Genomic DNA, 21,892 nt, shown 5'->3' on the forward strand with positions numbered 1-21,892 from the left:
CGGAACGCGCCCGGTATCACCCCGGGCCACACCGATAGTCGAGTTTCACACCAGATGCGCGCCGAGATCGAACAGGCCTCGGATGCCGCCAAGCAGTCTATAGGGCTGCTGAGGAGGCATCTTTGACTGGGACACCGTCGATAAACGTCTCGCGGAGCTGAATGCAGCTTCCGAGAATCCCGACCTCTGGAACGATCCGGAGGCCGCACAGAAGGTCATGCGCGAGCGCCAGGAGCTCGACGAGGCCGTCACCGCGATCAAGAAGCTCGAACGCGATCTCGAGGACGGCGCGACGCTGATCGAACTCGGCGAGATGGAGGGCGACCAAGCCTCCATCAGCGAGGGCGAGGCCACGATCAAGGCGGTCGAGAAGGAAGCCGCGAGCCGGCAGGTCGAGACCCTGCTCTCGGGCGAGGCCGACGGCTTCGACACCTATCTCGAAGTGCATGCGGGCGCGGGCGGCACCGAGAGCCAGGATTGGGCCAACATGCTCCAGCGCATGTATGCCCGCTGGGCCGAGCGCCGGAAGTTCAAGGTCGAGATCGTCGAGATGACCGACGGCGAAGAGGCCGGGATCAAGGGCGCCACGCTCCTGATCAAGGGCCACAACGCCTATGGCTGGCTCAAGACCGAGTCGGGCGTGCACCGGCTCGTGCGGATCTCGCCCTACGATTCCAACGCGCGGCGGCATACCAGCTTCGCGAGCGTCTGGGTCTATCCGGTCGTCGATGACCGGATCGAGATCGAGATCAAGGAATCGGACTGCCGCATCGACACCTACCGGTCGTCGGGCGCGGGCGGCCAGCACGTCAACACGACCGATTCGGCGGTGCGCATCACGCACAACCCGACCGGCATCGTCGTGGCCTGTCAGCAGGAGCGCTCGCAGCACAAGAACCGGGCCACCGCCTGGAACATGCTGCGCGCCCGGCTCTACGAGGCCGAGCTGAAGAAGCGCGAGGAGAAGGCCAACGCCGAGGCGGCCTCGAAGACGGAGATCGGCTGGGGCCACCAGATCCGATCCTACGTGCTTCAGCCGTACCAGCTCGTGAAGGATCTGCGCACGGGCACGCAATCGACCGATCCGGACGAGGTGCTCGACGGCGACCTCGACCCGTTCATGGAAGCCTCGCTGGCCCAACGCGTGTTCGGCGGCAGCGAAGACGTCGCGGATATCGACTGACTCCCCTGTCTCCTCCCCTCGCGGGGAGGGGACATCCGGCGTCAATCCGCGAAGACGAATTGCGCCCCGGCCTTCAGGAACCGCTGCGGATCGACCGGCTCGCCGTCGATGCGGGTCTCGTAATGCAAGTGGCTGCCGGTGGAGCGGCCGGTCGAGCCCGCGAATCCCACGACACTCCCCGCCTCGACCCGCTGGCCGACCGAGACCGCGGTGCCGGACAGGTGCGCGTAGCGCGTGACGAGGCCGCGGCCGTGATCGACCTCGACCATGTTGCCGTAGCCGCCGGCATATTCGGCCGCCGTGATCCGCCCGGCGGCGGTGGCCCGGACGGGGGCGCCGGTCTCGGCGCGCATGTCCACCCCCGTATGGAGCGCGTAGCCGCGGGTGAAAGGGTCGAGCCGGGCCCCGAAGCTGCTGGTGAGGGCGATCTCACCCGGAAGCGGCTGGCGGAAGGGGAGGGCGGCGGTCACCCGGCGCAGATGCGTCTCCTCCTCGATCTGGCGCCGGGCCTCGGCTAGCGCCTGCTCGAAGGCATCGGGCCCAAGGGGAACGAGAGGGCCGCCGACGCCGCCCGGAGGCGGATCGAACCGGGCCGGTGACAGACCCGTGCGGGCGATCAGGTCGCGGAAGCGTTCGGCGCTGCGCCCGGCCTGAAGGGCGATGCCGGCCGCAGCGCGCGACTGCGCCTCGGCGACACGATGGAGCGCATCCTCCAGGCGCGACAGGCGCGCGGACGAGACGCGGCCGGCGGCCTCGGCCCGGTCCTCGCCGCCCATGCGCAGTTCCGGTGTCGGGAACGGCTTCTGGACACGCGCCGCGGGCTCCGCGACCGGGATCGGCGCGGGCGGCGGCAAATCGATGGGTGCTGCGGCTCCACCCAGACCGGAGAGCAGCCCATGGCGCTTCTCGATCAGGGCCTGCCGCTCGGTCAGGGCGGAAAGCCGGCTCTCGACGCTGCCGCGCTCCGCGTTGCGCTCGGCCGCCGCGCGGTCGAGGGCGCGTTGAAGGGTGCCGATCCGCTCCTCGTAGGTGAACTGCATCGCGCTCTGGCGCGAGACGAAGCGGGCCAGCATCTCGTCGTGGAAGACGAGGTAATAGCTCGCGGCAGCCGCCCAGAGCGTCGAGACGGCGAGCCCGAGGCCGAGCGCCAGGACGAGACGGCGCTGGGAGAGAGGGGAAAGGCCGGCGCTGCGGCGGGCCTGAGCAGTCGATGGCATGGCACGTCGGACGTTCGGAGACGGGCCCGATCACAGACGATTAAGGTTAAGGAAGCCTCGCGTTTGTTAGCGATCGGCTGCCCGCATCGAGACACGAGGCGCCGGTTCAGGAGATTGCGTCGTCCCGAAAGCCGAAGACCGTCTTTCGGGACGATGCCAGCGTGCGATCCGTCGTCAGGCCAGGGCTTTGGCGGCTTCCAGAACCTCCTCGACATGGCCCGGCACCTTCACCTTGTGCCAGATCCGCGCGATCCGTCCCTCGCGGTCGATGAGCACGGTCGTGCGCTCCACGCCCATGTATTTGCGGCCGTACATGCTCTTCTCGACCCAGACACCGTAAGTCTCCAGCATCGATTTCGCTTCGTCGGAGGCGAGCGGGAAGGTCAGGCCATACTTCGCCCTGAACTTATCGTGGCTCTTGACGGAATCCGGCGAGACACCGACCACCTTGGCACCGGCTGCCGCAAAAGCCTCGCTCTGGGCGTTGAAGTTCTGCGCCTCAAGGGTGCAACCGCTCGTATCGTCCTTGGGGTAGAAATAAAGCACGATCTTGTGACCGCGCAGGCTCTCGAGAGAGATGGTCTCGCCGCCCGCTCCGGGTAACGAGAACAGGGGCGCGGCATTGCCGGTCTCTAGCGGCATTTCGCCTTCCTTTCGGCCGATTGATGGTGTGCCTGATCCCATGCACGCAGACTTACCGGGACGCCATGCCGGAGTGGCTTGAATCCTGAGGAAAGCCGCCGCGGCAAACGGACCTTCGCCCGAACCTACGGGTGTAGCAGCGAACGAGTGATGGATCAGGAAACGGCCAGGACCCTGCTCCAGGAGGCGGTCGAGGCGCCTGCGCCGCGCAAAGCGCGCCGTCGGCGGCGGCCGGTGCTGTGGTGCGCGCTGCTTCTCGTCTTCCTGGTCGGCCTCGGCGGCGGGCTCGTTGCCCTGCGGCTGTCGCAGGGTCCGCTGCGCATCGACGGACTGACGCATCAGGTCGCCGAGGCGGTCGCGAGCCGGTTCGGTCCGGGCTGGCGCGTGGCGTTGCGCGACAGCGCGCTCGAGCTCGACAGCGAATCCTCGTTGGCACTCCGAGTCGGCGGGCTCGACATCTTCAACCCGGAGGGCGCGCTCGTGGTGCGCGCCCCGCTTGCGGTGGTCAGCCTCGATACGTGGAGTCTGCTGCGCCTCTCGGTCCAGCCGCGCTCCATCGAATTCCGCGACATCGAGATGACCGCCCTCGTCCATGATGACGGGTCCATCGCCTTCGCCGCCTCGTCACCGTCGCAAGGCGAGGCGGCCAAGCCCCATACCCTGCCGAGCGTGGACGCCGCCCGCGGCACCGTCTCGCCGGTCTCGGCGGCGGTCGCCTCGATCTTCGGCGTCGTGCTCGATCCGGCCGGCGTTATCGGCGCCCTTGACCGGGCGCGGATCACCAACGGGCGCCTGACCCTCGTCGACGACGCCCGGCACCAGGCCACCTTCGAGCGGGTGAACGGCCTGTTCCGCCGCGGCACCAGCGACGATTCGCGGGTGTTCGAGCTGCGCATCGACGGACCCCACGGCGAGTGGCGCTTCGGCGGGCGCGTCCACGAGGCGGGGGAGGGGCGGCGCGCGGGCGTCATCACCCTGGACGACCTGCCCATCACCGATCTGCTGCTGCTGTCCGGCCACTCGAAGATGCCGGTGGAGACCGACCTCAAGCTCTCGGCCAGGGCCGACGTGGCGCTGTCGGGTGGCCGCATCGAGACGATGAAGGCCGAGGTGAAGACCGGCGGCGGTACCCTCCTCATCGACGAGAAGGACTTCAACCCCGTCGTCGTCGACGAGCTGCGCACCGAGGCGAGCTGGGACGAAACGCAGCGCGCGCTCGCCATCTCCGCCATCGACTACAAGGGCGGCGGCAACGACGCGCACCTGACCGGCGCCTTCGCCATCGGCCCGCCCGGTGCCGAGGATGCGTGGACCCTGGACTTCGCCGGCAAGGACGCGCTTCTGCGCGGCGCCGCCCGCAGCGACCCGTCCTTCCGCATCGGCGAGATCAGCGGGCGGATCACCGGACGGGCCGGAGGTGTGAACATCGAGTCGATCGCGCTTACGGGCGAGGGCCTGAACGGACGCCTGAGCGGGACGGTCGGCACGCGAGCCGACGACGAGGGCATCACGCTGCACATCGTCGCCAACGACACCGATGGCCGCAAGGCCATGCGGCTCTGGCCCGAGAACATCGCGCCCGGCGTGCGCAACTACCTCGTGGACGAACTGCGCGGCGGACGGCTCGATCAGGCGGACATCCAGATCGACATGAGCGGACCGGAACTCGCTGCCGCGACCCGTGGCGACCCGATGCCGGATGCCGCGCTCAACGTGATCTTCGCGGTCTCGGATGCCGGCCTGACCATCTCTCCGGACGCGCCACCCCTGAGCCACGGCCGGGTCACCGGTACGATCACCGGCCGCAGCACGACGATCCAGAACGCCACCGCCGAGATCCGCCTCTCCGACACGCGGGCCCTGACGATCTCGAACGCCTCCTTCCTGATCCGCGATCCGCAGCCGGACAAGATCATCGCCCAGCTCGGCCTGCGGCTGTCCGGCTCCGTCGATTCGCTGGCCGCGCTCCTCGAAACCCCGATGTTCAAGGGATTTACGGGCGTCGACATCGACCCGGCCACGCTGAAGGGCAAGGCGGACCTGCGCCTCGACGTGCCGATCAACCTCAAGCACGTGCCCGATCTCGCCGAGATGCCGGTGACGCTCACCGGCTCGGTCACCGAATTCAGCATGGACAAGGCGGTCGGCAAGGATCGCTTCGAGGCGGGCCGCTTCACGCTCTCCTTCGACCGCAGCGGCTTCACCCTCAAGGGCGATGGGCGGCTGCTCGGCACCGCCGTCGCCATCGACCTGAAGCAGCCCAAGCCCGGCACACCCGGCGAGGCGGTGGTGAGCCTGAACCTCGACGACGCCTTCCGCGCCAAGCGCGGCCTGCCGACCGCGCCGCAGCTCGGCGGCATCATCCCGGCCCGCGTCGTGGTGCCGGTCGGGCGTCCCGCCTCCGCCGGCAAGCCACCGGCCCGGGTCGAGGCGGACCTGACCCGCGCCTCGATCAACGGTCTGATGCCCGGCTGGAGCAAACCCGCGGGCAAGGCCGGGCGCCTCGGCTTCACCCTGGTGGAGGCGGCCGGCGGCGGGATGGAGCTGCGCGACATCACCCTCGACGCCGCCCCCGCCCTCGCCCGAGGCAGCGCCACGATCTCGGCCGAGGGCACTCTCGAACGGGCGGACCTGACGGCGCTCAAGCTCTCGCCGGGCGACGATATGCGCGTCAGCCTCGACCGGGCCGGCTCGACCTACAAGGTCGCGGTGAAGGGCGCCGTCCTCGATGCACGGCCCTTCCTCAAGGGCCTGACGGATGACGGCAAAGGCAGCAAGGATCCCGGCAAGGACATCGAGGCGGATGTCGCCGCCAACATCGTCTCCGGCTTCAACGGCGAGTCGCTTACCAACGCCACGCTGAAGGCAAGCTTCAAGGGCGGCGATCTGCGCGCCGCCCAGTTCAAGGGCCGTTTCGGCGGTTCCCCGCTCAGCGCCGTGGTCCGGAGCGAGCGCGGCGCACCGCTGCTGACCCTCGACTCCGCCGATTCCGGCGCGACGCTCCGCTTCCTCGACATCTACAAGCGGATGTATGGCGGGCGGCTCGCGCTCAACGTCTATCTCAATGACGGTCCGCAGGCCGGCGTGGTCCAGATCAAGGACTTTGCCCTGCGCAACGAGCCCGCCCTGTCGAGCATCGTCGCCCAGGCCCCGCTGCCCTCGGACGGACGGCGCGCGGCCCCGAACGCCAACGATGTCGGCTTCGACAAGATGCGCGCGAACTTCACCCGCAGCGGCCCGCGGGTGAGCTTCTCCGACGCAGCGATCTCGAACGCGGCGATGGGCTTCACCGCAACCGGCTGGCTCGACACGGCCAAGGAGCGCACGCAGATCGACGGCACCTTCGTGCCGCTCTACGGGCTCAACAACGTGGTGGCGCAGGTGCCGTTGTTCGGGCCATTGCTGGCCGGCGGCAGCAACGAGGGCCTGTTCGCGGTGAACTTCAACGTCTCGGGGCCCATCGCCAAGCCGACGGTCAACGTGAACCCGCTCTCGGCGGTGGCCCCCGGCTTCCTGCGCAAGCTGTTCGGCGCCGGCAGCGGCGATACCTTCGCCAATGGGGCCGGGCAGGGCGGACCGGAGCAGTAGGGATCGGACGCCGCTGTCCTGACCTCATCGAGAGAACGGCCGGGGCTGGGATCGGATGGTCGAGCGGACCACATCCGGACGGGGCCGGAGGTCAGCTTCGATCTGCCGCGACGCGGCACAACGGCGCTGTGTGGCGCACCGTCACTGGGCGCGTTGAGCCTCATGACGGAGGCGCAAGAGCTCACGAAGAGCCCGTATCGCAAACCCGCGCGGGGCGGATCGGCGGCGGGACGGTGCTTCAAGTCGCGCCTTTCCAAGGATCGGCCTTTCGCATACGGCGTTGAGGCCAACCGGTTCGAACGACCTGACCGGTGACGGCTCCCGCGTCCAAGTCCGGCGCTCATTGCAGCGACATCGAAGGGCGCGGACAGTCCTCCTTCCAACGCAATCCCCGTGAGGTCACGGCTCAGCGGGTCGCACCCCGGACCGGCTTGGCCAGGACCTCAATGTCGGACCGTGGAAGCGGGACCGACCGCAGCGGTACGGTCGCATCAAGCGAGTTGCTTCCTTTGCACGCCTATCCCGCCTCGCAAGGCGCTCGACGAACAGGATTGCCGGCCACTGTGATCGCCCAACCATCGAACCCGACCGCGACAGGCCGGCTCGCGGACGAGGACGCCCGAACCGACGACGCGAAGCTCGCGCGGGAGGTGGCCCGACACTGCGCCGCGTTCCGCGAACCAATTCCCCGGATGGCCCTTCGGCAGGTGGCCGATACGCTGCTGCCCTATCTGATCCTCTGCGCCGTGATGCTCGGCGCGGCGGCGAACGGCTACGCGCTTCTCGCCCTGCCGCTGGCCGTGCCGGCGGGCGGCCTGCTGGTGAGGCTCTTCATCATCCAGCACGATTGCGGGCATGGCTCGTTCTTGCCGTCACGCCGCGGCAACGATGGGCTCGGCCGCGCCCTGAGCCTGCTGACGGTGACGCCCTACGACAGCTGGAAGCGCGCGCATGCCCTGCATCACGCCACGACCGGCGATCTCAGCCGCCGCGGCACGGGCGACGTTCATACCTTGACCGTGCGCGAGTATCTCGCGCTGTCGCGCTGGGGCCGGCTGCGCTACCGGCTCTACCGCAATCCGTTCATCCTGATCGTGCTCGGCTCGCCGATCAACTTCCTCGTCCTGCAGCGCCTGCCCTTCGGCGTGGGGCTCCCGTGGCGGACGGCGTGGCGCGACGTGCTGGCGCTCGACGCCGTGCTCCTCGTGGCTCTGGCGGTGCTGGCGCTCGCGGCCGGCGGCATCGGACCGGTGCTCTGGACATTCGTGCCGGTGATCGCCGTCGCCGCCTGGATCGGCGGCTGGCTGTTCTATGTCCAGCACCAGTACGAGGAGACCGTCTGGGAGGAAGCCGACGCTTGGGACTTCCACCGCGTGGCGCTCGGCGGCAGTTCCTACTACGCGCTGCCGCGGGTTCTTCAGTGGTTCACCGGCAATGTCGGCCTGCACCACGTCCACCACCTCAACAGCCGCATCCCGAATTACCGCCTGCAGGAATGCCTCGACGGCCACGAGGTTCTCGGGCGGGTGGGCCGCCTGACCCTGCGCGACAGCCTGCGCTGCCTGAAGCTGGCGCTCTGGGACGAAGAGGCCCGCAAGATGGTCGGCTTCGCCCGTGTGCGCGGGCTTCAGGCCGCCTGAGGCGCGGGGACGCGGAGCGATCAGGGGCCCGTGGTGCGGACCCCTGGCCGGGCGGATCGGCTATTCCGGCCGCAGCAGGACGTGCTTCTTGCGTCCGAACGAGAGCTTGATCACCCCCTCCGCCGTCAGGTCTTCCGTTCGTAGCACCGCCTTCTCGTCGCTCACCTGCACGTCGTTGACCCGCAGGCCGCCGCCCTTGATCTGGCGGCGCGCCTCGCTGGTCGAAGGGACGAGCTTGGCGTAGTCCGGGCCGAAGGCGGTGAGCACGCCGAGGCCCGTCTCGAGCAATGCGGACGGCACGGGAATCGTCGGCAGGGACTGCGCCAGCGACCCCTCGACGAAGGTTTTCCGGGCGGTCTCGGCGGCGGCGGCGGCGGCCTCCGCGCCATGCATCAGCGCCGTCGCCTCGGTGGCGAGGATCGTCTTGGCCTCGTTGATCTCGGCGCCCTGAAGCGCGGCGAGCTGTTCGATCTCGGGGAGCGGCAGCAGCGTGAACAGCTTGAGGAAGCGGCCGACATCGGCGTCCTCGGTGTTCCGCCAGAACTGCCAGTAATCGTAAGGGCTGAGCATCCCGGCATCGAGCCAGACGGCGCCGGCCGCGGTCTTGCCCATCTTGGCGCCCGACGACGTGGTCAGGAGCGGACAGGTCAGGGCGTAGAGCTGCGGCGTGCCCATGCGGCGGCCGAGATCGATGCCGTTGACGATGTTGCCCCACTGGTCCGAGCCGCCCATCTGCAGGCGGGTGCCGAAGCGGCGGTTTAGCTCCACGAAGTCGTACGACTGCAGGATCATGTAGTTGAACTCGAGGAACGACAGCTCCTGGTCGCGCTCCAGCCGCATCCGCACGCTGTCCATCGACATCATACGGTTGACGGAGAAGTGCCGGCCGATGTCGCGCAGCATCTCGATGTAATTGAGCTTCGTCAGCCACTCGGCATTGTCGACCATGATCGCGCCGTTTCCGCTCTCTCCGAAGGAGAGGAAGCGCGAAAAGGTCTGCTTGATGCCTTCCTTGTTGGCCTCGATCTGCTCCAGCGTCAGGATCTTGCGGGTCTCGTCGCGGCCGGACGGGTCGCCGACGCGCGTGGTGCCGCCGCCCATCAGCACGACCGGCTTGCCGCCTGTCGTCTGCAGCCAGTGCAGCATCATGATCGAGAGCAGGTGGCCGACATGGAGCGAGGCGGCCGTGCAATCGTAGCCGGTATAGGTGGTCAGACCCCCTTCCGCCGCCAGCGCGTCGATGGCGGCGAGGTCGGAGGCCTGATGGATGTAGCCGCGCTCCTGCAGCACCCGGATGAAGTCGGATTTCGGCGCGAAGCTCTCGGCGGTCATGGTGATCGGTCTCGGATGGTTTGGCGGCGCGACAGGGGCGCGGCCGCAATGCTATCCCGCGAGGGGAAGCGCTCGCGCGCGCTCTTAGCAGGGCAGGCCGCGAAAGGCACGAGCCCGGATTTTGGGGGGACAGGGGCGGCCATGGCGATGAAGCGCGCAATCGGCCTGATGAGCGGCACATCTCTCGACGGGATCGACGTGGCGCTGATCGAGAGCGACGGCGAGTGTATCCGCCTCGTCAAATCCGCCAACGGCCTGGTCGCGCCGCTCGGCCCGACGGGCTATCGCGGCTATGCCGAGGCCGAGCAGGCGCTGCTGCGCGAGGCGACCCGCGACGCGGAAGGGCTGCGGGCGCGCACCGACCGGCCGGGACGCCTCGCGGAGGCGGACGCGTTCGTCACCCGCGCCCATGCCGAGGCCATCGAAGCGTTCCTGGCGGAGCACGACCTTCGGCCCGAGGATATCGACGTCGTCGGCTTCCATGGCCAGACGGTGATCCACCGGCCGAAGCTCGGCCTCACGGTCCAGATCGGCGACGGTGCGGCCCTGGCCAAGCGTCTCGGCATCCGCGTCGTGTCCGACATGCGCGCCAACGATGTGGCGCAGGGCGGGCAGGGCGCGCCGCTGGTGCCGGTGTTCCACAAGGCGCTGGCCGAGGCCGCAGGCTTTGCCGGGCCTCTCGGCATCCTCAATATCGGCGGCCTCGCCAACGCCACCCTGATCGATTCCGGCGGCAACATGCTTGCCTTCGATACCGGGCCGGGCAACGGGCCGATCAACGACTGGATGAAGGAGCGCACGGGCCGGGATTTCGATGAGAACGGCGCCACCGCCGCCCGCGGTACGGTGGACGAAAACCTGCTCGAGAACCTGCTCGGCCATCCGCTGATCCTGCGCACGCCGCCGAAATCGCTGGACCGCAACTGGTTCTCGCATCGTCTCGCCGGCTATCTCACGGTCGAGGACGGCGCGGCGACGCTCACCGCCTTCACGGCTCACGCCGTCGCCCGCAGCCTCGCCTTCGCCGGCGAGCGCCCGACCCGCTGGATCGTCGGGGGCGGGGGCGCGAGGAACCGGACGCTGATGGTGATGCTGGAACGGCTCCTCGCGGCGGAAGTGCTGAACGCCGACGCGATCGGCTGGTCCTCCGACTTTCTCGAAGCCCAGGCCTTCGCCTATCTCGCCCTGCGGGCGCTGGAAGGCCTGCCGCTCACCTATCCAACGACCACGGGCGTCAGCGAACCGGTCACCGGTGGGATCGTCTCCGAGCCGTGAGCCTCGGCTACGCCCTGCGCCGCATCATCGAGGAATACCCGCTCGCCCGGCTCGACCCGCCCGCGAGGCATCCGCTCGCGCACGTGATTCGAAAAGCCGCGCCGGACGAGCTGCGCCGGGTCCTCGCACCCCTCGACGGGCCGTTCCTCGTCAAGGGTAGCCCCGGCCGCGGCAGCCATTGGGCCGCGGTGCCATGGCTTGCGGTGTTCGACCCCGCCGTGACGACGAGCGCCACCCGCGGCTACTACCTCGTCTACCTGTTCCCGGCGCATCGCGAGGCGGTGCATCTCTCGCTGGCGCAGGGGACCGTCGCGGCGATCCGCGAGCACGGACCGCGCTCGGGCGAGCACCTGCGCGCCGGCGGGGCCCGGCTGCGGGAACGGCTCTCGGATTTCTCAGATGTCCTGCCGGTCCCGACGATCACGCTCGGCAGCGCGGGCGAGTTGCCCGAGGGCTACGAGGCGGCCCACATCCTCGGGCTGACCTACGATCGCCATGAACTCGGTGACGAGCGGCGGCTGCGCGCGGATCTCGCCAGCGGCATCGCCGCCTACCGGGCGCTGAAGGCGCGGGGCGGGCTCCGACTCTGAAGCAGGGGAGGCGCCGCAGCCAAAAGCTGGCCCTTCGCGGCATCCCGCGCTAAGGCACGCGCGCCATGTCGCACAACACCTTCGGCCACCTGTTCCGCGTCACAACCTTCGGCGAGAGCCACGGGGTGGCGCTCGGCTGCGTGGTGGACGGGTGCCCGCCCGGCCTCGCGCTGGAAGCCGAAGAGATCCAGGCGGAACTCGACCGGCGCAAGCCCGGCCAGTCGCGCTTCACCACGCAGCGGCGCGAGCCGGATCAGGTGAAGATCCTGTCCGGCGTGTTCAGCGACGACCGCACCGGCGGGCGACAGCTCACCACCGGCACGCCGATCGCGCTGATGATCGAGAACACCGATCAGCGCTCGAAAGACTACTCCGAAATCCGCGACAGCTACCGCCCCGGCCACGCCGACTTCACCTACGACGCCAAGTACGGCATCCGCGACTATCGCGGGGGCGGGCGCTCCTCCGCCCGCGAGACCGCCGCGCGGGTCGCAGCCGGCGCCGTCGCCCGCAAGGTCATCCCCGGAATCACCATCCGCGCCGCCCTGGTACAGATGGGGCCGCACGCGATCGACCGCGCGAACTGGGATTGGGAGCAGGTCGGCCAAAATCCGTTCTTCTGCCCGGACGCGAAGGCGGCAGCGCTCTACGAGACCTATCTCGACGAAATCCGCAAAAGCGGCTCCTCGGTCGGCGCGGTGATCGAAGTCGTGGCCGAGGGCGTGCCGCCCGGCCTCGGCGCACCGATCTACGGCAAGCTCGACGCGGATCTCGCCGCTGCGATGATGTCGATCAACGCGGTCAAGGGCGTCGAGATCGGCGACGGCTTCGCCGCCGCAGCACTCCGCGGCGAGGACAACGCCGACGAGATGCGCGCCGGCAATGATGGCCGCCCGCGCTTCCTCGCCAACCATGCCGGCGGCATCCTGGGCGGCATCTCGTCGGGCGAGCCGGTGGTTGTCCGGTTTGCGGTGAAGCCGACCTCCTCGATCCTGACCCCGCGCCAGAGCGTGAACCGCGACGGGGCCGAGATCGATCTCATCACCAAGGGCCGCCACGACCCCTGCGTCGGCATCCGCGCCGTCCCCGTCGCCGAGGCGATGATGGCCTGCGTGCTGGCCGATCACCATCTGCGCCATCGCGGGCAGGTCGGCTGACGCCGACCGCCCCTCTCCAAACCGTTGAACGAGACGAAGCCCGTGCCCCATTGCAGCGTCACCGAGGCCATCGAAGCCTTCGCCCGCGGCGAGATCGTGGTCGTCACCGACGACGACGACCGCGAGAACGAGGGCGACCTCGTCGTCGCCGCCTCGCTCTGCACGCCGGAGAAGATGGCGTTCATCATCCGCAACACCTGCGGCATCGTCTGCGCGCCGATCACTCTGGCCGAGGCGCGCCGTCTCCATCTTGACCCGATGGTGGCGTCGAACGACGCGCCGCTCGGCACCGCCTTCACCGTGACGGTGGATGTGCGCCACGGGCTCACGACCGGCATCTCGGCCGAGCAGCGTTGCAACACGGTGCGCGCGCTCGCCAACGGCAACATGGGTGCGGGCGACTTCGTGCGGCCGGGTCACGTCTTCCCGCTGATCGCCCGCGACGGCGGCGTTCTGATGCGCTCCGGGCATACGGAGGCGGCGGTCGATCTGTGCAAGCTGGCGGGTCTGCCGCCGGTCGGCGTGATCTGCGAACTCGCCAACGACGACGGCACCGTGATGAAAGGGCCGCAGATCGACACGTTTTCCGAGCAGCACAGCCTCAAGCGGGTCTCGGTGGCGGATCTGATCGCCTACCGGCAGGCCCGCGACCGGCTGGTCGAGCGGGTCGGCACCTTCCCGGTGAAGACCGAGTTCGGAGCGATGACCGGCTACGCCTATGTCACGCCCTTCGAGCCGATCCAGCAATTCGCCTTCGTACACGGCGCCATCGGCGACGGACGCAACATGCCGGTGCGCCTGCACCGCTCGAACGTCGTCGCCGACGTGATCGAGGGCGGGCGGCAGATCGATTCGGTGATGCGCCGCTTCGCCAAGGAGGGCCGGGGCATCCTCGTCTATCTGCGCGACGGCACCGCGGGCGTGCCGCTCAACCGCTACGCCGAGGAGGGCGCCGAGGCCCAGCGCGTGCGCCAGTGGCGCGAGGTGGGCCTGGGCGCGCAGATCCTGCGCGACCTCGGCGTCGTCTCGATCCGCAACCTGTCCTCCTCGACGCGGTCCTATGTCGGCCTGTCGGGCTTCGGCATCGAACTGGTCAGCGAGGAGCCGCTGGAGGGCTGAAGGCCGGCGGCCCCGCGGCCCCTCGCGGGCAAGCGCGGCCGTTCCCAGTTCCTTTTCGAGGCGGCTCCCTCGCCGCCGGTGGCGGAAATGGAGCGTGCATGGTCCTCGTCCCCTGTCCCGCCTGCGATCACCGCGTCTCGGAGAAGGCGTTGGCCTGCCCGTCCTGCGGGCATCCCGGCCGTGCTTCCGAGCGGCACGGGGTCGTGCCCGCGCTGAGCCGCGTCGCCGGAACCTATGTGTCCGCGAATGCCGTGACCGGGGCGATCCTCGGCAGCGTGATGTTTCTCAGCGTCGCCGCCGTGCTCATCACCCTGATCCTGGCGCACCGGTCGGCAAAACAGCGGGGGCGGTCCCGTCACCGCCCCATCAGCGCATCCATGTGGGCGGCGACCGAGCGGGCGAGGCCGTCGAGGCTATAGCCGCCCTCCAGGATCGACACGACGCGACCGCCGGCATGGCGGTCGGCCACCTCCATCAGCCGCCGCGTCGCCCAGCCGAAATCCGCCTCGTCGAGCTGGATGTTGGCCAGCGGGTCGAGCTTGTGCGCGTCGAACCCCGCCGAGATCACGATCAGGTCGGGCTCGAAGGCCTCGAGCCGCGGCAGGATGCGCGCCTCGAACGCTTCGCGAAACAATTCGCTGCCGTCGAACGCCTTGAGCGGCGCGTTGACGATGGTGTCGTGGTCGCCCCGCTCACCCGTGGCGCCGGAGCCCGGAAACAGCGGCATCTGGTGGGTCGAGGCGTACATCACGGTCTTGTCGGCCCAGAAGATATCCTGCGAGCCGTTGCCGTGGTGGACGTCCCAATCCACCAGCGCGACGCGGACGGCACCGAACGCCGTCTGAGCGTGGCGCACGGCGATCGCTGCGTGGTTGAACAGGCAGAAGCCCATGGCGCGGTCGCGTTCGGCGTGGTGGCCGGGCGGGCGCATGGCGACGAAGGCGTTGGCGCACTCGCCCTTCATCACCGCATCGACGGCGTGGTTCGACCCGCCGATGGCGTGCAGGCAGGTGTTGAGCGAGCCCGGCGACATCAGCGTGTCGCCGTCGATCTGAAAGAAGCCCTCGTCGGGCGAGGCAGCGACGATGGTCTCGACGTAGGACGCGGGGTGGACGAGTTCGGCGACCGAAGCCTCCGCCTTCGGGGCGTGGCAGCGCACGAGGGCGGCAAAGCGCTCATTCTCGAGGGCGCGCTCGACCGCCTGCATGCGGGCCGGCCGCTCCGGATGGCCGGTCGGGACCACGTGTTCGACCGCGCTCGGATGGGTGACGTACAGGGTGCTCAGGGCCGTTTCTCCCGGTGCCCAAGACGGTGATGCCCTTCGGGCGCGCCGCCTCGTCACGTGCCGCCCTGCGAAAGCGGGGCGAGCGTGTTGTTGCCGATGCGGTGCGCCCGATCTTGCGCCGGACCTGCCACCGCCCTTGTTTTCTCGAACTTGTCGATCTTGTCGCCCGTGCGCAACAACGCAAACCGGGACAGGGGCCCGGATCGATCTCGTCCACAACCGGCCGTATCGCGGTCCAAGCTTGGCCACAAACGCGCCTTCAACCTGCGGTGGCTTCCTTCGAACGACCGGCCACCCGTCATGCGCCCTTCGCCCGCCCTCGCTCTTCTCGTGGGCCTCATACCCCTGGCAGCCTGCCAGTCGCAGACGGCGCAGGTCGCACAACCCGTCCCCATCGTCGCCGAACGGCCCGCCGTTCCGCCACTGCCTCCGGGGCCGGAGCGGGATGCCGCCTGGATGAAGCTCGCGCCAAAAGCGCCCCTCGATCCGACGCTGGCCCGCACCACCGTCGATTTCGCGACTCGGGAGCCCGTCGGCACCCTCGTCGTCGAGACGGCCGAGCGGCGGCTCTACCTCGTGCAGCCCGGCGGCAAGGCGATGCGCTACCCCGTCTCGGTGGGGCGGGCGGGGCTCGCATGGACCGGGAGGGCCGAGATCGACCGCAAGCTCGAATGGCCGGACTGGAACCCGGCCCCGGAGATGATCGGCCGTCACCCGGATCTGCCGTCGCGCCTGGAGGGCGGCCCGTTCAGCCCGATCGGCGCCCGCGCGCTCTATCTCGCGCAGAACCGGCGGGACACGCTCTACCGCATCCACGGCACCAACGAGCCGGAGACCATCGGGCAGGCGGTCTCCTCCGGCTGCATCCGCATGCTCAACGAGGACGTGATGGACCTCTACGAGCGCGTGCCGGTCGGGACGAAGGTCGTGGTTCGCTGAAGAGAGTCTTACTTCGAACAAGCAAGCTTTTCGAAAGGCTCAATCGTGAGCAGCCGTTTACCTGAACACGGGTTCAGATTTGGCCATTAACCTCTTCGAGCGTTGTCGGTCCGTAATGTCAGCACAGACACGGACGAACACCGGCGACAACGAGCTCGAGAGGCACCAGACCATGACCAACACTGCGCTTGAACTGTTCTGCACCCGCATCGTCGATGCCGGCAGCCTGAACCAGGACGATGTTCGCGAACTCGCCCGCGACATCCTCCCCGACGGCATCATGGGCCGCGAAGAGGCCGACCTGCTGCTGGCGCTGGACCGCGCCGTCGCCGACACCCACGAAGGCTTCTCCGCCTTCGTCACGGCGGAAGTCGTGAACTTCGCCGTCTACGGCGAGCGCCCCACCGGCATCATCACCCGCGAGATGTCCGCGTGGCTCGCCGCCTCCATCGCCGGCCGCAAGGGCCCGACGGCGCTCGGCGCCCGCATCGCCATGGAGATCGTGCGCGAGGCCGAGACCAGCGACGAGACGCTGATCGCCTTCGCCCTCAAGGCCAAGAGCGCGACCGCTAAAAGCGCAACGGCCAAGGCCGTCGCCTGCCGCACCGGTCGCATGCCCTGCGCTGCATGATGAATTCAGTTTTGAGCCCAGATGCACCCACGGCATCGGTTCCGCGGCCAGCATCCGAGCACCATCGAAATTCGAATTGACGGCCCCTCAATCGGATTTCACCGAAGCTGGCCTTTTGGGGCGTGCAGCACAGCTTCCGTCTCCCGCTTAAGTGCTTTATCGGGATGCGTTCGGGCTTGCCTTCGGGAGGGGCAGGTCGGGACAGTCTCCCTCAAGAAGCGGCTGCGATGTTCGATAAGATCCTGATTGCCAACCGGGGCGAAATCGCCTGCCGCATCATCAAGACGGCCCGGAAGATGGGCATCAAGACGGTGGCGGTCTATTCGGACGCCGATCGCGATGCGGTCCACGTCGCGATGGCCGACGAGGCGGTGCATATCGGCCCGGCGCCCGCCGCGCAGTCCTACCTTCTGATCGAAAAGATCATCGACGCCTGCAAGCAGACCGGCGCCCAGGCGGTCCATCCGGGTTACGGCTTCCTCTCCGAGCGCGAGGCGTTCCCGAAGGCGCTGGCGGAAGCCGGCATCGTCTTCATCGGCCCCAATCCCGGCGCCATCGCCGCCATGGGCGACAAGATCGAGTCGAAGAAGGCCGCAGCAGCGGCGCAGGTCTCGACGGTGCCGGGCTTCCTCGGCGTGATCGAGAGCCCTGAGCACGCCGTGACCATCGCCGACGAGATCGGCTATCCCGTGATGATCAAGGCGTCGGCGGGCGGCGGCGGCAAGGGCATGCGCATCGCCGAATCGGCCGACGAGGTCGCCGAGGGCTTCGCCCGCGCCAAGTCCGAGGCCTCGTCCTCCTTCGGCGACGACCGCGTCTTCGTGGAAAAATTCATCACCGACCCGCGCCACATCGAGATCCAGGTGATCGGCGACAAGCACGGCAACGTGATCTATCTCGGCGAGCGCGAGTGCTCGATCCAGCGCCGCAACCAGAAGGTCATCGAGGAGGCGCCGTCGCCGCTTCTCGACGAAGAGACCCGCCGCAAGATGGGCGAGCAGGCGGTCGCGCTCGCCAAGGCCGTGAATTACGACTCCGCCGGCACCGTCGAGTTCGTCGCCGGCCAGGACAAGTCGTTCTACTTCCTCGAAATGAACACCCGCCTGCAGGTGGAGCACCCGGTCACCGAGATGATCACCGGGCTCGACCTCGTCGAACTGATGATCCGGGTGGCCGCCGGCGAGAAGCTGCCGCTGACGCAGGATCAGGTGAAGCTCGACGGCTGGGCGGTCGAGAGCCGCGTCTATGCCGAGGATCCGACCCGCAACTTCCTGCCCTCGATCGGCCGGCTGACCACCTACCAGCCGCCGGAGGAGGGCCCGCTCGGCGGGGCGACCGTGCGCAACGATACCGGCGTGGAGGAGGGCGGCGAGATCGCGATCCACTACGATCCGATGATCGCCAAGCTCGTGACCTGGGCGCCGACCCGCCTGGAGGCCATCGACGCGCAGGCGACCGCGCTCGACGCCTTCGCCATCGAGGGCATCCGCCACAACATCCCCTTCCTCGCCACCCTGATGGCCCATCCCCGCTGGCGCGACGCCCGGCTCTCGACGGGCTTCATCAAGGAGGAGTTCCCGGACGGCTTCATCGCACCCGAGCCCGAGGGGCCGGTCGCCCATCGGCTCGCGGCGGTGGCGGCGGCGATCGACCACAAGCTCAACATCCGCAAGCGCGGCATCTCCGGCCAGATGCGCGACCCGAGCCTGCTGACCTTCCAGCGCGAGCGCGTGGTGGTGCTCTCCGGCCAGCGCTTCAACGTCACCGTCGATACGCAAGGCGACGACCTCCTCGTCACCTTCGACGACGGCACGACAGCCGCGGTGCGCAGCGCGTGGCGCCCCGGCGCGCCGGTCTGGAGCGGTACGGTGGGCGATCAGTCGGTCGCGATCCAGGTGCGCCCGCTCCTCAACGGCGTGTTCCTGCAGCATGCGGGCGCGGCGGCGGAAGCGCGGGTCTTCACCCGCCGCGAGGCCGAACTCGCCGACCTGATGCCGGTCAAGGAGAATGCCGGCTCCGGCAAGCAGCTCCTTTGCCCGATGCCCGGCCTGGTCAAGCAGATCATGGTCAGCGAGGGCCAGGAGGTGAAGAACGGCGAGCCGCTGGCCATCGTCGAGGCGATGAAGATGGAGAACGTGCTGCGCGCCGAGCGCGACGGCACCATCTCCAAGATCGCCGCGAAAGAAGGTGACAGCCTCGCGGTCGATGCGGTGATCCTGGAATTCGCCTGATCGGCAGAACACGCCTGCCATCGTGAGCGAAGCGGTCCGGCGGCGCGACGATTTCGCGATCTGCCCGACCGCTTCTCCTTTCCCCGAACGTCCGGACTGACGACGCACGAGAGGGATCGGGGGCGGATCGCCTCGGTCTTCGACCGCATCCGCCGGAGAGCGGGCACGCCCCTCCATCCGCCCTCAAGGATATGCCGCTCTATTTCGCCTACGGCGCCAACATGGACGCCGCCGCCATGGCCCAGCGCTGCCCGGCCTCGCAGCTGATCGGGCGCGGGCGCTTGCCGCGGCACCGCTTCATCATCATGCGGGAGGGCTGGGCCTCCGTGGTGCGCGCGCCGGGCGCCACGGTGTGGGGCGTGCTGTGGGAACTGGCGCTCTCCGACGTGCCGGCCCTCGACCGCTACGAGGGTGTGGCCGGCGGCCTCTACGTGAAGGCCTATCAGCCGATCGTCACCGATGGCGGCACGAAGCGCGCCCTGATCTATCTCGGCCGCAGCGGAGCCGGCGGCCTGCCGCGGCCGGGCTATCTCGAAGCCGTGCTCGCGGCGGGGCAGGCGGCTCAACTGCCGGGGCCCTACCTCCAGGAGATCCGCGGCTGGCAGCGCCGAACTCCGGCCTGACCCGCGCATCGCGCACGGCTCGAAGCGACCCCTGGTACTTGCACTGCGCGACTTTCGGCTGGAACCTCCTCGGCAGCCCGCTATCCGCCGTGCTGCTTCGGCAATTTCATCGACGGCGTGCTCTTCATCTCACTGGCGTGGTATCTCATCGACCCTCCGCAGGCGGCAGCCGCGCGCCGCACCGAGGCCGCGCCGGCCTCCGCCGCCATGGCCACCCGCTAGTCGGAAGCGCGAGGCTCCCGGCTCCGGCACGGAACCGGGAGTCCCCTCCATCGTGAGCACCGACGACAAGACCATCCGTGTCGTGATCCGCGGCCGCGTGCAGGGCGTGTCCTACCGCGCCTGGACAAAGAAACAGGCGGACCGGCACGGCGTCGCGGGCTGGGTCCGCAACTTGCCCGACGGCACCGTCGAAGCTTTGTTCTCCGGGCCCGCCGAGGCCGTCGATGCGCTGCTCGCCGCCTGCCGGCGCGGTCCGTTCGCGGCGCGCGTCGACGGCATCGAGGTGAGCGAGGAGGCCGAGGCCGCTCCGGGCGCGGGTTTCAACATCCGCGCCTAGACAGGTCGAGGGCTTGCCCACCGAGCCGCCGGCCTGTAGCCGCCGGGGCAGCACGCCCACCCGGACCGGCGAGACGAAACCGCGATGACGACGCCCTGACCATGTGGGACCTCCACGCCTTTTCCCCGCTCGACTTCGCGGCGCTCGTCTTCTTCGTGGCGTCCTGGGCCGGCTACAGCTTTGCCGTGCAGCGGCGACGGGGCGACCGGCTGAGCCTCAGCCAGATCATGAACCGGCAGCGGCACAAATGGGCCGTCCAGATGATCACCCGCGACAACCGCGTGGTGGATACGACGATCAACGCCTCGCTTCAGAACGGCACCGCCTTCTTCGCCTCGACCGCGCTGATCGCACTCGGTTCGGTGCTGACACTCTCGCGCTCGGGCGACGACGTGCTCAACCTGTTCTCCGCGCTGCCCTTCGGCGCGGGAACGACCCGGCAGACCTGGGAGATCAAGGTCGCCGGGCTCGCCGTCGTGTTCGTCTACGCCTTCTTCAAGTTCGCCTGGGCCTACCGGCTGTTCAATTACGGCGCGATCCTGATCGGCGCGGTGCCGCCCAAGGGCTCGGGCGCCTCCGAGGCGGTGATGCTCCGGGCGGCCGAGCGGGCCGGCGCGATGAACGTGGCGGCGGGCTCGCATTTCGCCAAAGGCCAGCGTGCTTTCCTGTTCGCGCTGGCTTATCTCGGCTGGTTCGTGAGCGCGCCGGTGATGATGCTCGCCACCGCCAGCGTGGTCTGGGTGATGTGGCGGCGCCAGTTCTCCTCGCGGATCCGCGCCTTTCTGCTCGCCGAGGATGACCCACATGGCCGATGAAGCCGCGATCGAAGAGACGATGCTGCGGCTCGTTAGCGAGCGCGGGGCGGACAAGACCTGCTGCCCCTCCGAGATCGCCCGTGCCCTCGGCGGCCCGCATCCGGATGGCTGGAGCCCGCTGATGCAGCCGGTCCGCCGCGTCGCCGTGCGGCTGACGAAGGAAGGCCGGGTGCAGATCATGCGCAAGGGCAAGCCGGTGGAGGATCCGGACGATTTTCGCGGGATCTATCGCTTGAGTCTGCCGCGGGGGTGACGGCGTTTCACGGCGCCGGCAGCACCGCGTCGGTGTAGCCGGTGAGCCGGTAGGCGATCATCCCGATCCACTCCTTCACGCCGATATCGAGTTCCCCCAGACCGGTGGAGGCGAAGCTGGCGAGGCGGTAGGCATCGCGCGGCCAGTTGGTGCGGTAATCGACGGGATAGGCGGTGACGTCGAACCCGGCCTTGCGGAAGCAGCCCATCGAGCGCGGCATGTGCCAGGCGGAGGTGACGAGGAGCCAGCGCTCGCCGGGCTTCGGCTGCACCATGCGCGCAGAGAACACTGCGTTCTCGTGGGTGTTGCGCGATTGCTGCTCCAGGATCAGGCGGTTGCGCGGCACGCCGAGCGTGTCGGCGTAGCGGCTGACGATCTCGGCCTCCGAGACCGCGTCCTCGCGATTGCTGCCGGAGCCACCCGAGAAGACGAGACGCGCCTGCGGGTAGCGTCGGGCGAGGTCGGCGAGAGCGATGGCCCGCTCGCCCGCTTCGTTGACGGTGATCTGGTCACGGCCGATCGAGGTATCGGCCTCGACCGTCCCGCCGAGCACGACGATGCCGGTGATCGGCGTGCCGTCATCGGTGAAGCTCGGAAACCGGTTCTCCAGCGGCGCCAGCGTCCAGGCCGAGAGCGGCGAGAGCCCGGCGACGAGGAGCCCGACGAAGCCGGCGATCGTGAGCACCCGCCCGACCCCGCGGCCGGCCTCGGTGAAGAGCAGGAGACAGCCGAGGAGCCCGAGCAGGATCAGGAAGTTCGATGGCGTGAGGACGAAGAAGATCAGCTTCGAGAGCGGGAAGAACATCGTCTTCT

General features: G+C 69.0%; 20 protein-coding genes. 14 read left to right on the plus strand and 6 right to left on the minus strand.

Features of this window, described 5'->3' with window-relative positions; all coding sequences use genetic code 11:
- Positions 1-54 precede the first annotated feature (54 nt).
- Positions 55-1,183, plus strand: a protein-coding gene (gene prfB / locus Y590_RS13975) for a peptide chain release factor 2 (RefSeq protein WP_135298672.1) whose coding sequence is annotated in 2 segments (ribosomal slippage) — positions 55-123 and positions 125-1,183 — 1,128 coding nt in all. Because the reading frame shifts where the segments join, the coding sequence is not laid out codon by codon here.
- Positions 1,184-1,224: 41 nt separating this feature from the next.
- Here the strand turns inward: prfB and Y590_RS13980 are convergent.
- Together Y590_RS13980 and Y590_RS13985 are read right to left on the minus strand one after the other, a co-directional pair.
- Positions 1,225-2,400, minus strand: a complete 1,176-nt coding sequence (locus Y590_RS13980) for a M23 family metallopeptidase (protein WP_060770383.1) — start codon at positions 2,398-2,400, stop codon at positions 1,225-1,227.
- 174 nt (positions 2,401-2,574) lie between these two features.
- Entirely contained in the window at positions 2,575-3,042 is a 468-nt protein-coding gene (locus Y590_RS13985; RefSeq protein WP_060770384.1) for a peroxiredoxin, read from the minus strand.
- A 150-nt stretch (positions 3,043-3,192) separates the two neighbouring features.
- On the opposite strand from Y590_RS13985, the gene Y590_RS13990 reads away from it, so the two are divergent.
- Together Y590_RS13990 and Y590_RS13995 are read left to right on the plus strand one after the other, a co-directional pair.
- On the plus strand, positions 3,193-6,630 hold the full coding sequence (locus tag Y590_RS13990; RefSeq protein ID WP_060770385.1) for a YhdP family protein: 3,438 nt from the start codon (positions 3,193-3,195) through the stop codon (positions 6,628-6,630).
- A gap of 563 nt (positions 6,631-7,193) precedes the next feature.
- Complete coding sequence (locus Y590_RS13995) at positions 7,194-8,270, plus strand: fatty acid desaturase (RefSeq protein WP_060772295.1); 1,077 nt, start codon at positions 7,194-7,196, stop codon at positions 8,268-8,270.
- Between the two features lie 60 nt (positions 8,271-8,330).
- Here the strand turns inward: Y590_RS13995 and tyrS are convergent, their stop codons facing one another.
- Positions 8,331-9,602: a tyrosine--tRNA ligase gene (gene tyrS / locus Y590_RS14000; protein ID WP_060770386.1), complete on the minus strand. Its 1,272-nt coding sequence runs from the start codon at positions 9,600-9,602 to the stop codon at positions 8,331-8,333.
- 141 nt (positions 9,603-9,743) lie between these two features.
- On the opposite strand from tyrS, the gene Y590_RS14005 reads away from it, so the two are divergent.
- From Y590_RS14005 to ribB, 4 genes are all read left to right on the plus strand, one after another.
- A complete protein-coding gene (locus Y590_RS14005; RefSeq protein ID WP_060770387.1) occupies positions 9,744-10,877 on the plus strand; it encodes an anhydro-N-acetylmuramic acid kinase in 1,134 nt (377 codons plus the stop codon).
- Positions 10,874-11,467: a DUF3578 domain-containing protein gene (locus Y590_RS14010; RefSeq protein ID WP_060770388.1), complete on the plus strand. Its 594-nt coding sequence runs from the start codon at positions 10,874-10,876 to the stop codon at positions 11,465-11,467. Before Y590_RS14005 ends, Y590_RS14010 begins: the two co-directional genes overlap by 4 nt.
- A 65-nt stretch (positions 11,468-11,532) precedes the next feature.
- On the plus strand, positions 11,533-12,624 hold the full coding sequence (gene aroC, locus Y590_RS14015; protein ID WP_060770389.1) for a chorismate synthase: 1,092 nt from the start codon (positions 11,533-11,535) through the stop codon (positions 12,622-12,624).
- A 42-nt stretch (positions 12,625-12,666) separates the two neighbouring features.
- Complete coding sequence (gene ribB / locus Y590_RS14020; RefSeq protein ID WP_060772296.1) at positions 12,667-13,743, plus strand: 3,4-dihydroxy-2-butanone-4-phosphate synthase; 1,077 nt, start codon at positions 12,667-12,669, stop codon at positions 13,741-13,743.
- A 355-nt stretch (positions 13,744-14,098) separates the two neighbouring features.
- Here the strand turns inward: ribB and Y590_RS14030 are convergent, their stop codons facing one another.
- Positions 14,099-15,028 carry a histone deacetylase family protein gene (locus Y590_RS14030; protein ID WP_060772297.1) on the minus strand — a complete coding sequence of 310 codons (930 nt, stop codon included), beginning with the start codon at positions 15,026-15,028 and terminating at the stop codon, positions 14,099-14,101.
- 53 nt (positions 15,029-15,081) lie between these two features.
- Positions 15,082-15,204, minus strand: coding sequence for a hypothetical protein (locus Y590_RS27340; RefSeq protein ID WP_286161744.1), 123 nt, complete (start codon positions 15,202-15,204; stop codon positions 15,082-15,084).
- Positions 15,205-15,328: 124 nt separating this feature from the next.
- Here Y590_RS27340 and Y590_RS14035 point away from each other — a divergent pair, with 124 nt between their 5' ends.
- The 7 genes from Y590_RS14035 to Y590_RS14065 all read left to right on the plus strand — a co-directional run bounded on the left by Y590_RS14035 (position 15,329) and on the right by Y590_RS14065 (position 21,079).
- Positions 15,329-15,967 (plus strand): L,D-transpeptidase, encoded by a 639-nt coding sequence (locus tag Y590_RS14035; RefSeq protein WP_060770391.1) that lies wholly within the window; start codon positions 15,329-15,331, stop codon positions 15,965-15,967.
- A 172-nt stretch (positions 15,968-16,139) separates the two neighbouring features.
- The gene (locus tag Y590_RS14040) at positions 16,140-16,598 is read left to right on the plus strand and encodes a hypothetical protein (protein ID WP_060772298.1); all 459 of its coding nucleotides are present in this window, start codon (positions 16,140-16,142) and stop codon (positions 16,596-16,598) included.
- Between the two features lie 227 nt (positions 16,599-16,825).
- Positions 16,826-18,829 carry an acetyl-CoA carboxylase biotin carboxylase subunit gene (locus Y590_RS14045; protein WP_060770392.1) on the plus strand — a complete coding sequence of 668 codons (2,004 nt, stop codon included), beginning with the start codon at positions 16,826-16,828 and terminating at the stop codon, positions 18,827-18,829.
- A gap of 191 nt (positions 18,830-19,020) precedes the next feature.
- Positions 19,021-19,452 (plus strand): gamma-glutamylcyclotransferase family protein, encoded by a 432-nt coding sequence (locus Y590_RS14050; RefSeq protein WP_003599285.1) that lies wholly within the window; start codon positions 19,021-19,023, stop codon positions 19,450-19,452.
- 274 nt (positions 19,453-19,726) lie between these two features.
- On the plus strand, positions 19,727-20,011 hold the full coding sequence (locus Y590_RS14055) for an acylphosphatase (RefSeq protein ID WP_060770393.1): 285 nt from the start codon (positions 19,727-19,729) through the stop codon (positions 20,009-20,011).
- Positions 20,012-20,112: 101 nt separating this feature from the next.
- A complete protein-coding gene (locus Y590_RS14060; protein WP_060770394.1) occupies positions 20,113-20,826 on the plus strand; it encodes a DUF599 domain-containing protein in 714 nt (237 codons plus the stop codon).
- The gene (locus Y590_RS14065) at positions 20,816-21,079 is read left to right on the plus strand and encodes a DUF3253 domain-containing protein (RefSeq protein WP_083530858.1); all 264 of its coding nucleotides are present in this window, start codon (positions 20,816-20,818) and stop codon (positions 21,077-21,079) included. Before Y590_RS14060 ends, Y590_RS14065 begins: the two co-directional genes overlap by 11 nt.
- Positions 21,080-21,086: 7 nt before the next feature.
- Here the strand turns inward: Y590_RS14065 and Y590_RS14070 are convergent, their stop codons facing one another.
- Positions 21,087-21,884: a YdcF family protein gene (locus Y590_RS14070; protein ID WP_060770396.1), complete on the minus strand. Its 798-nt coding sequence runs from the start codon at positions 21,882-21,884 to the stop codon at positions 21,087-21,089.
- Positions 21,885-21,892 lie beyond the last annotated feature (8 nt).

It is taken from the genome of Methylobacterium sp. AMS5 (genome assembly GCF_001542815.1).
GTDB lineage: Bacteria > Pseudomonadota > Alphaproteobacteria > Rhizobiales > Beijerinckiaceae > Methylobacterium.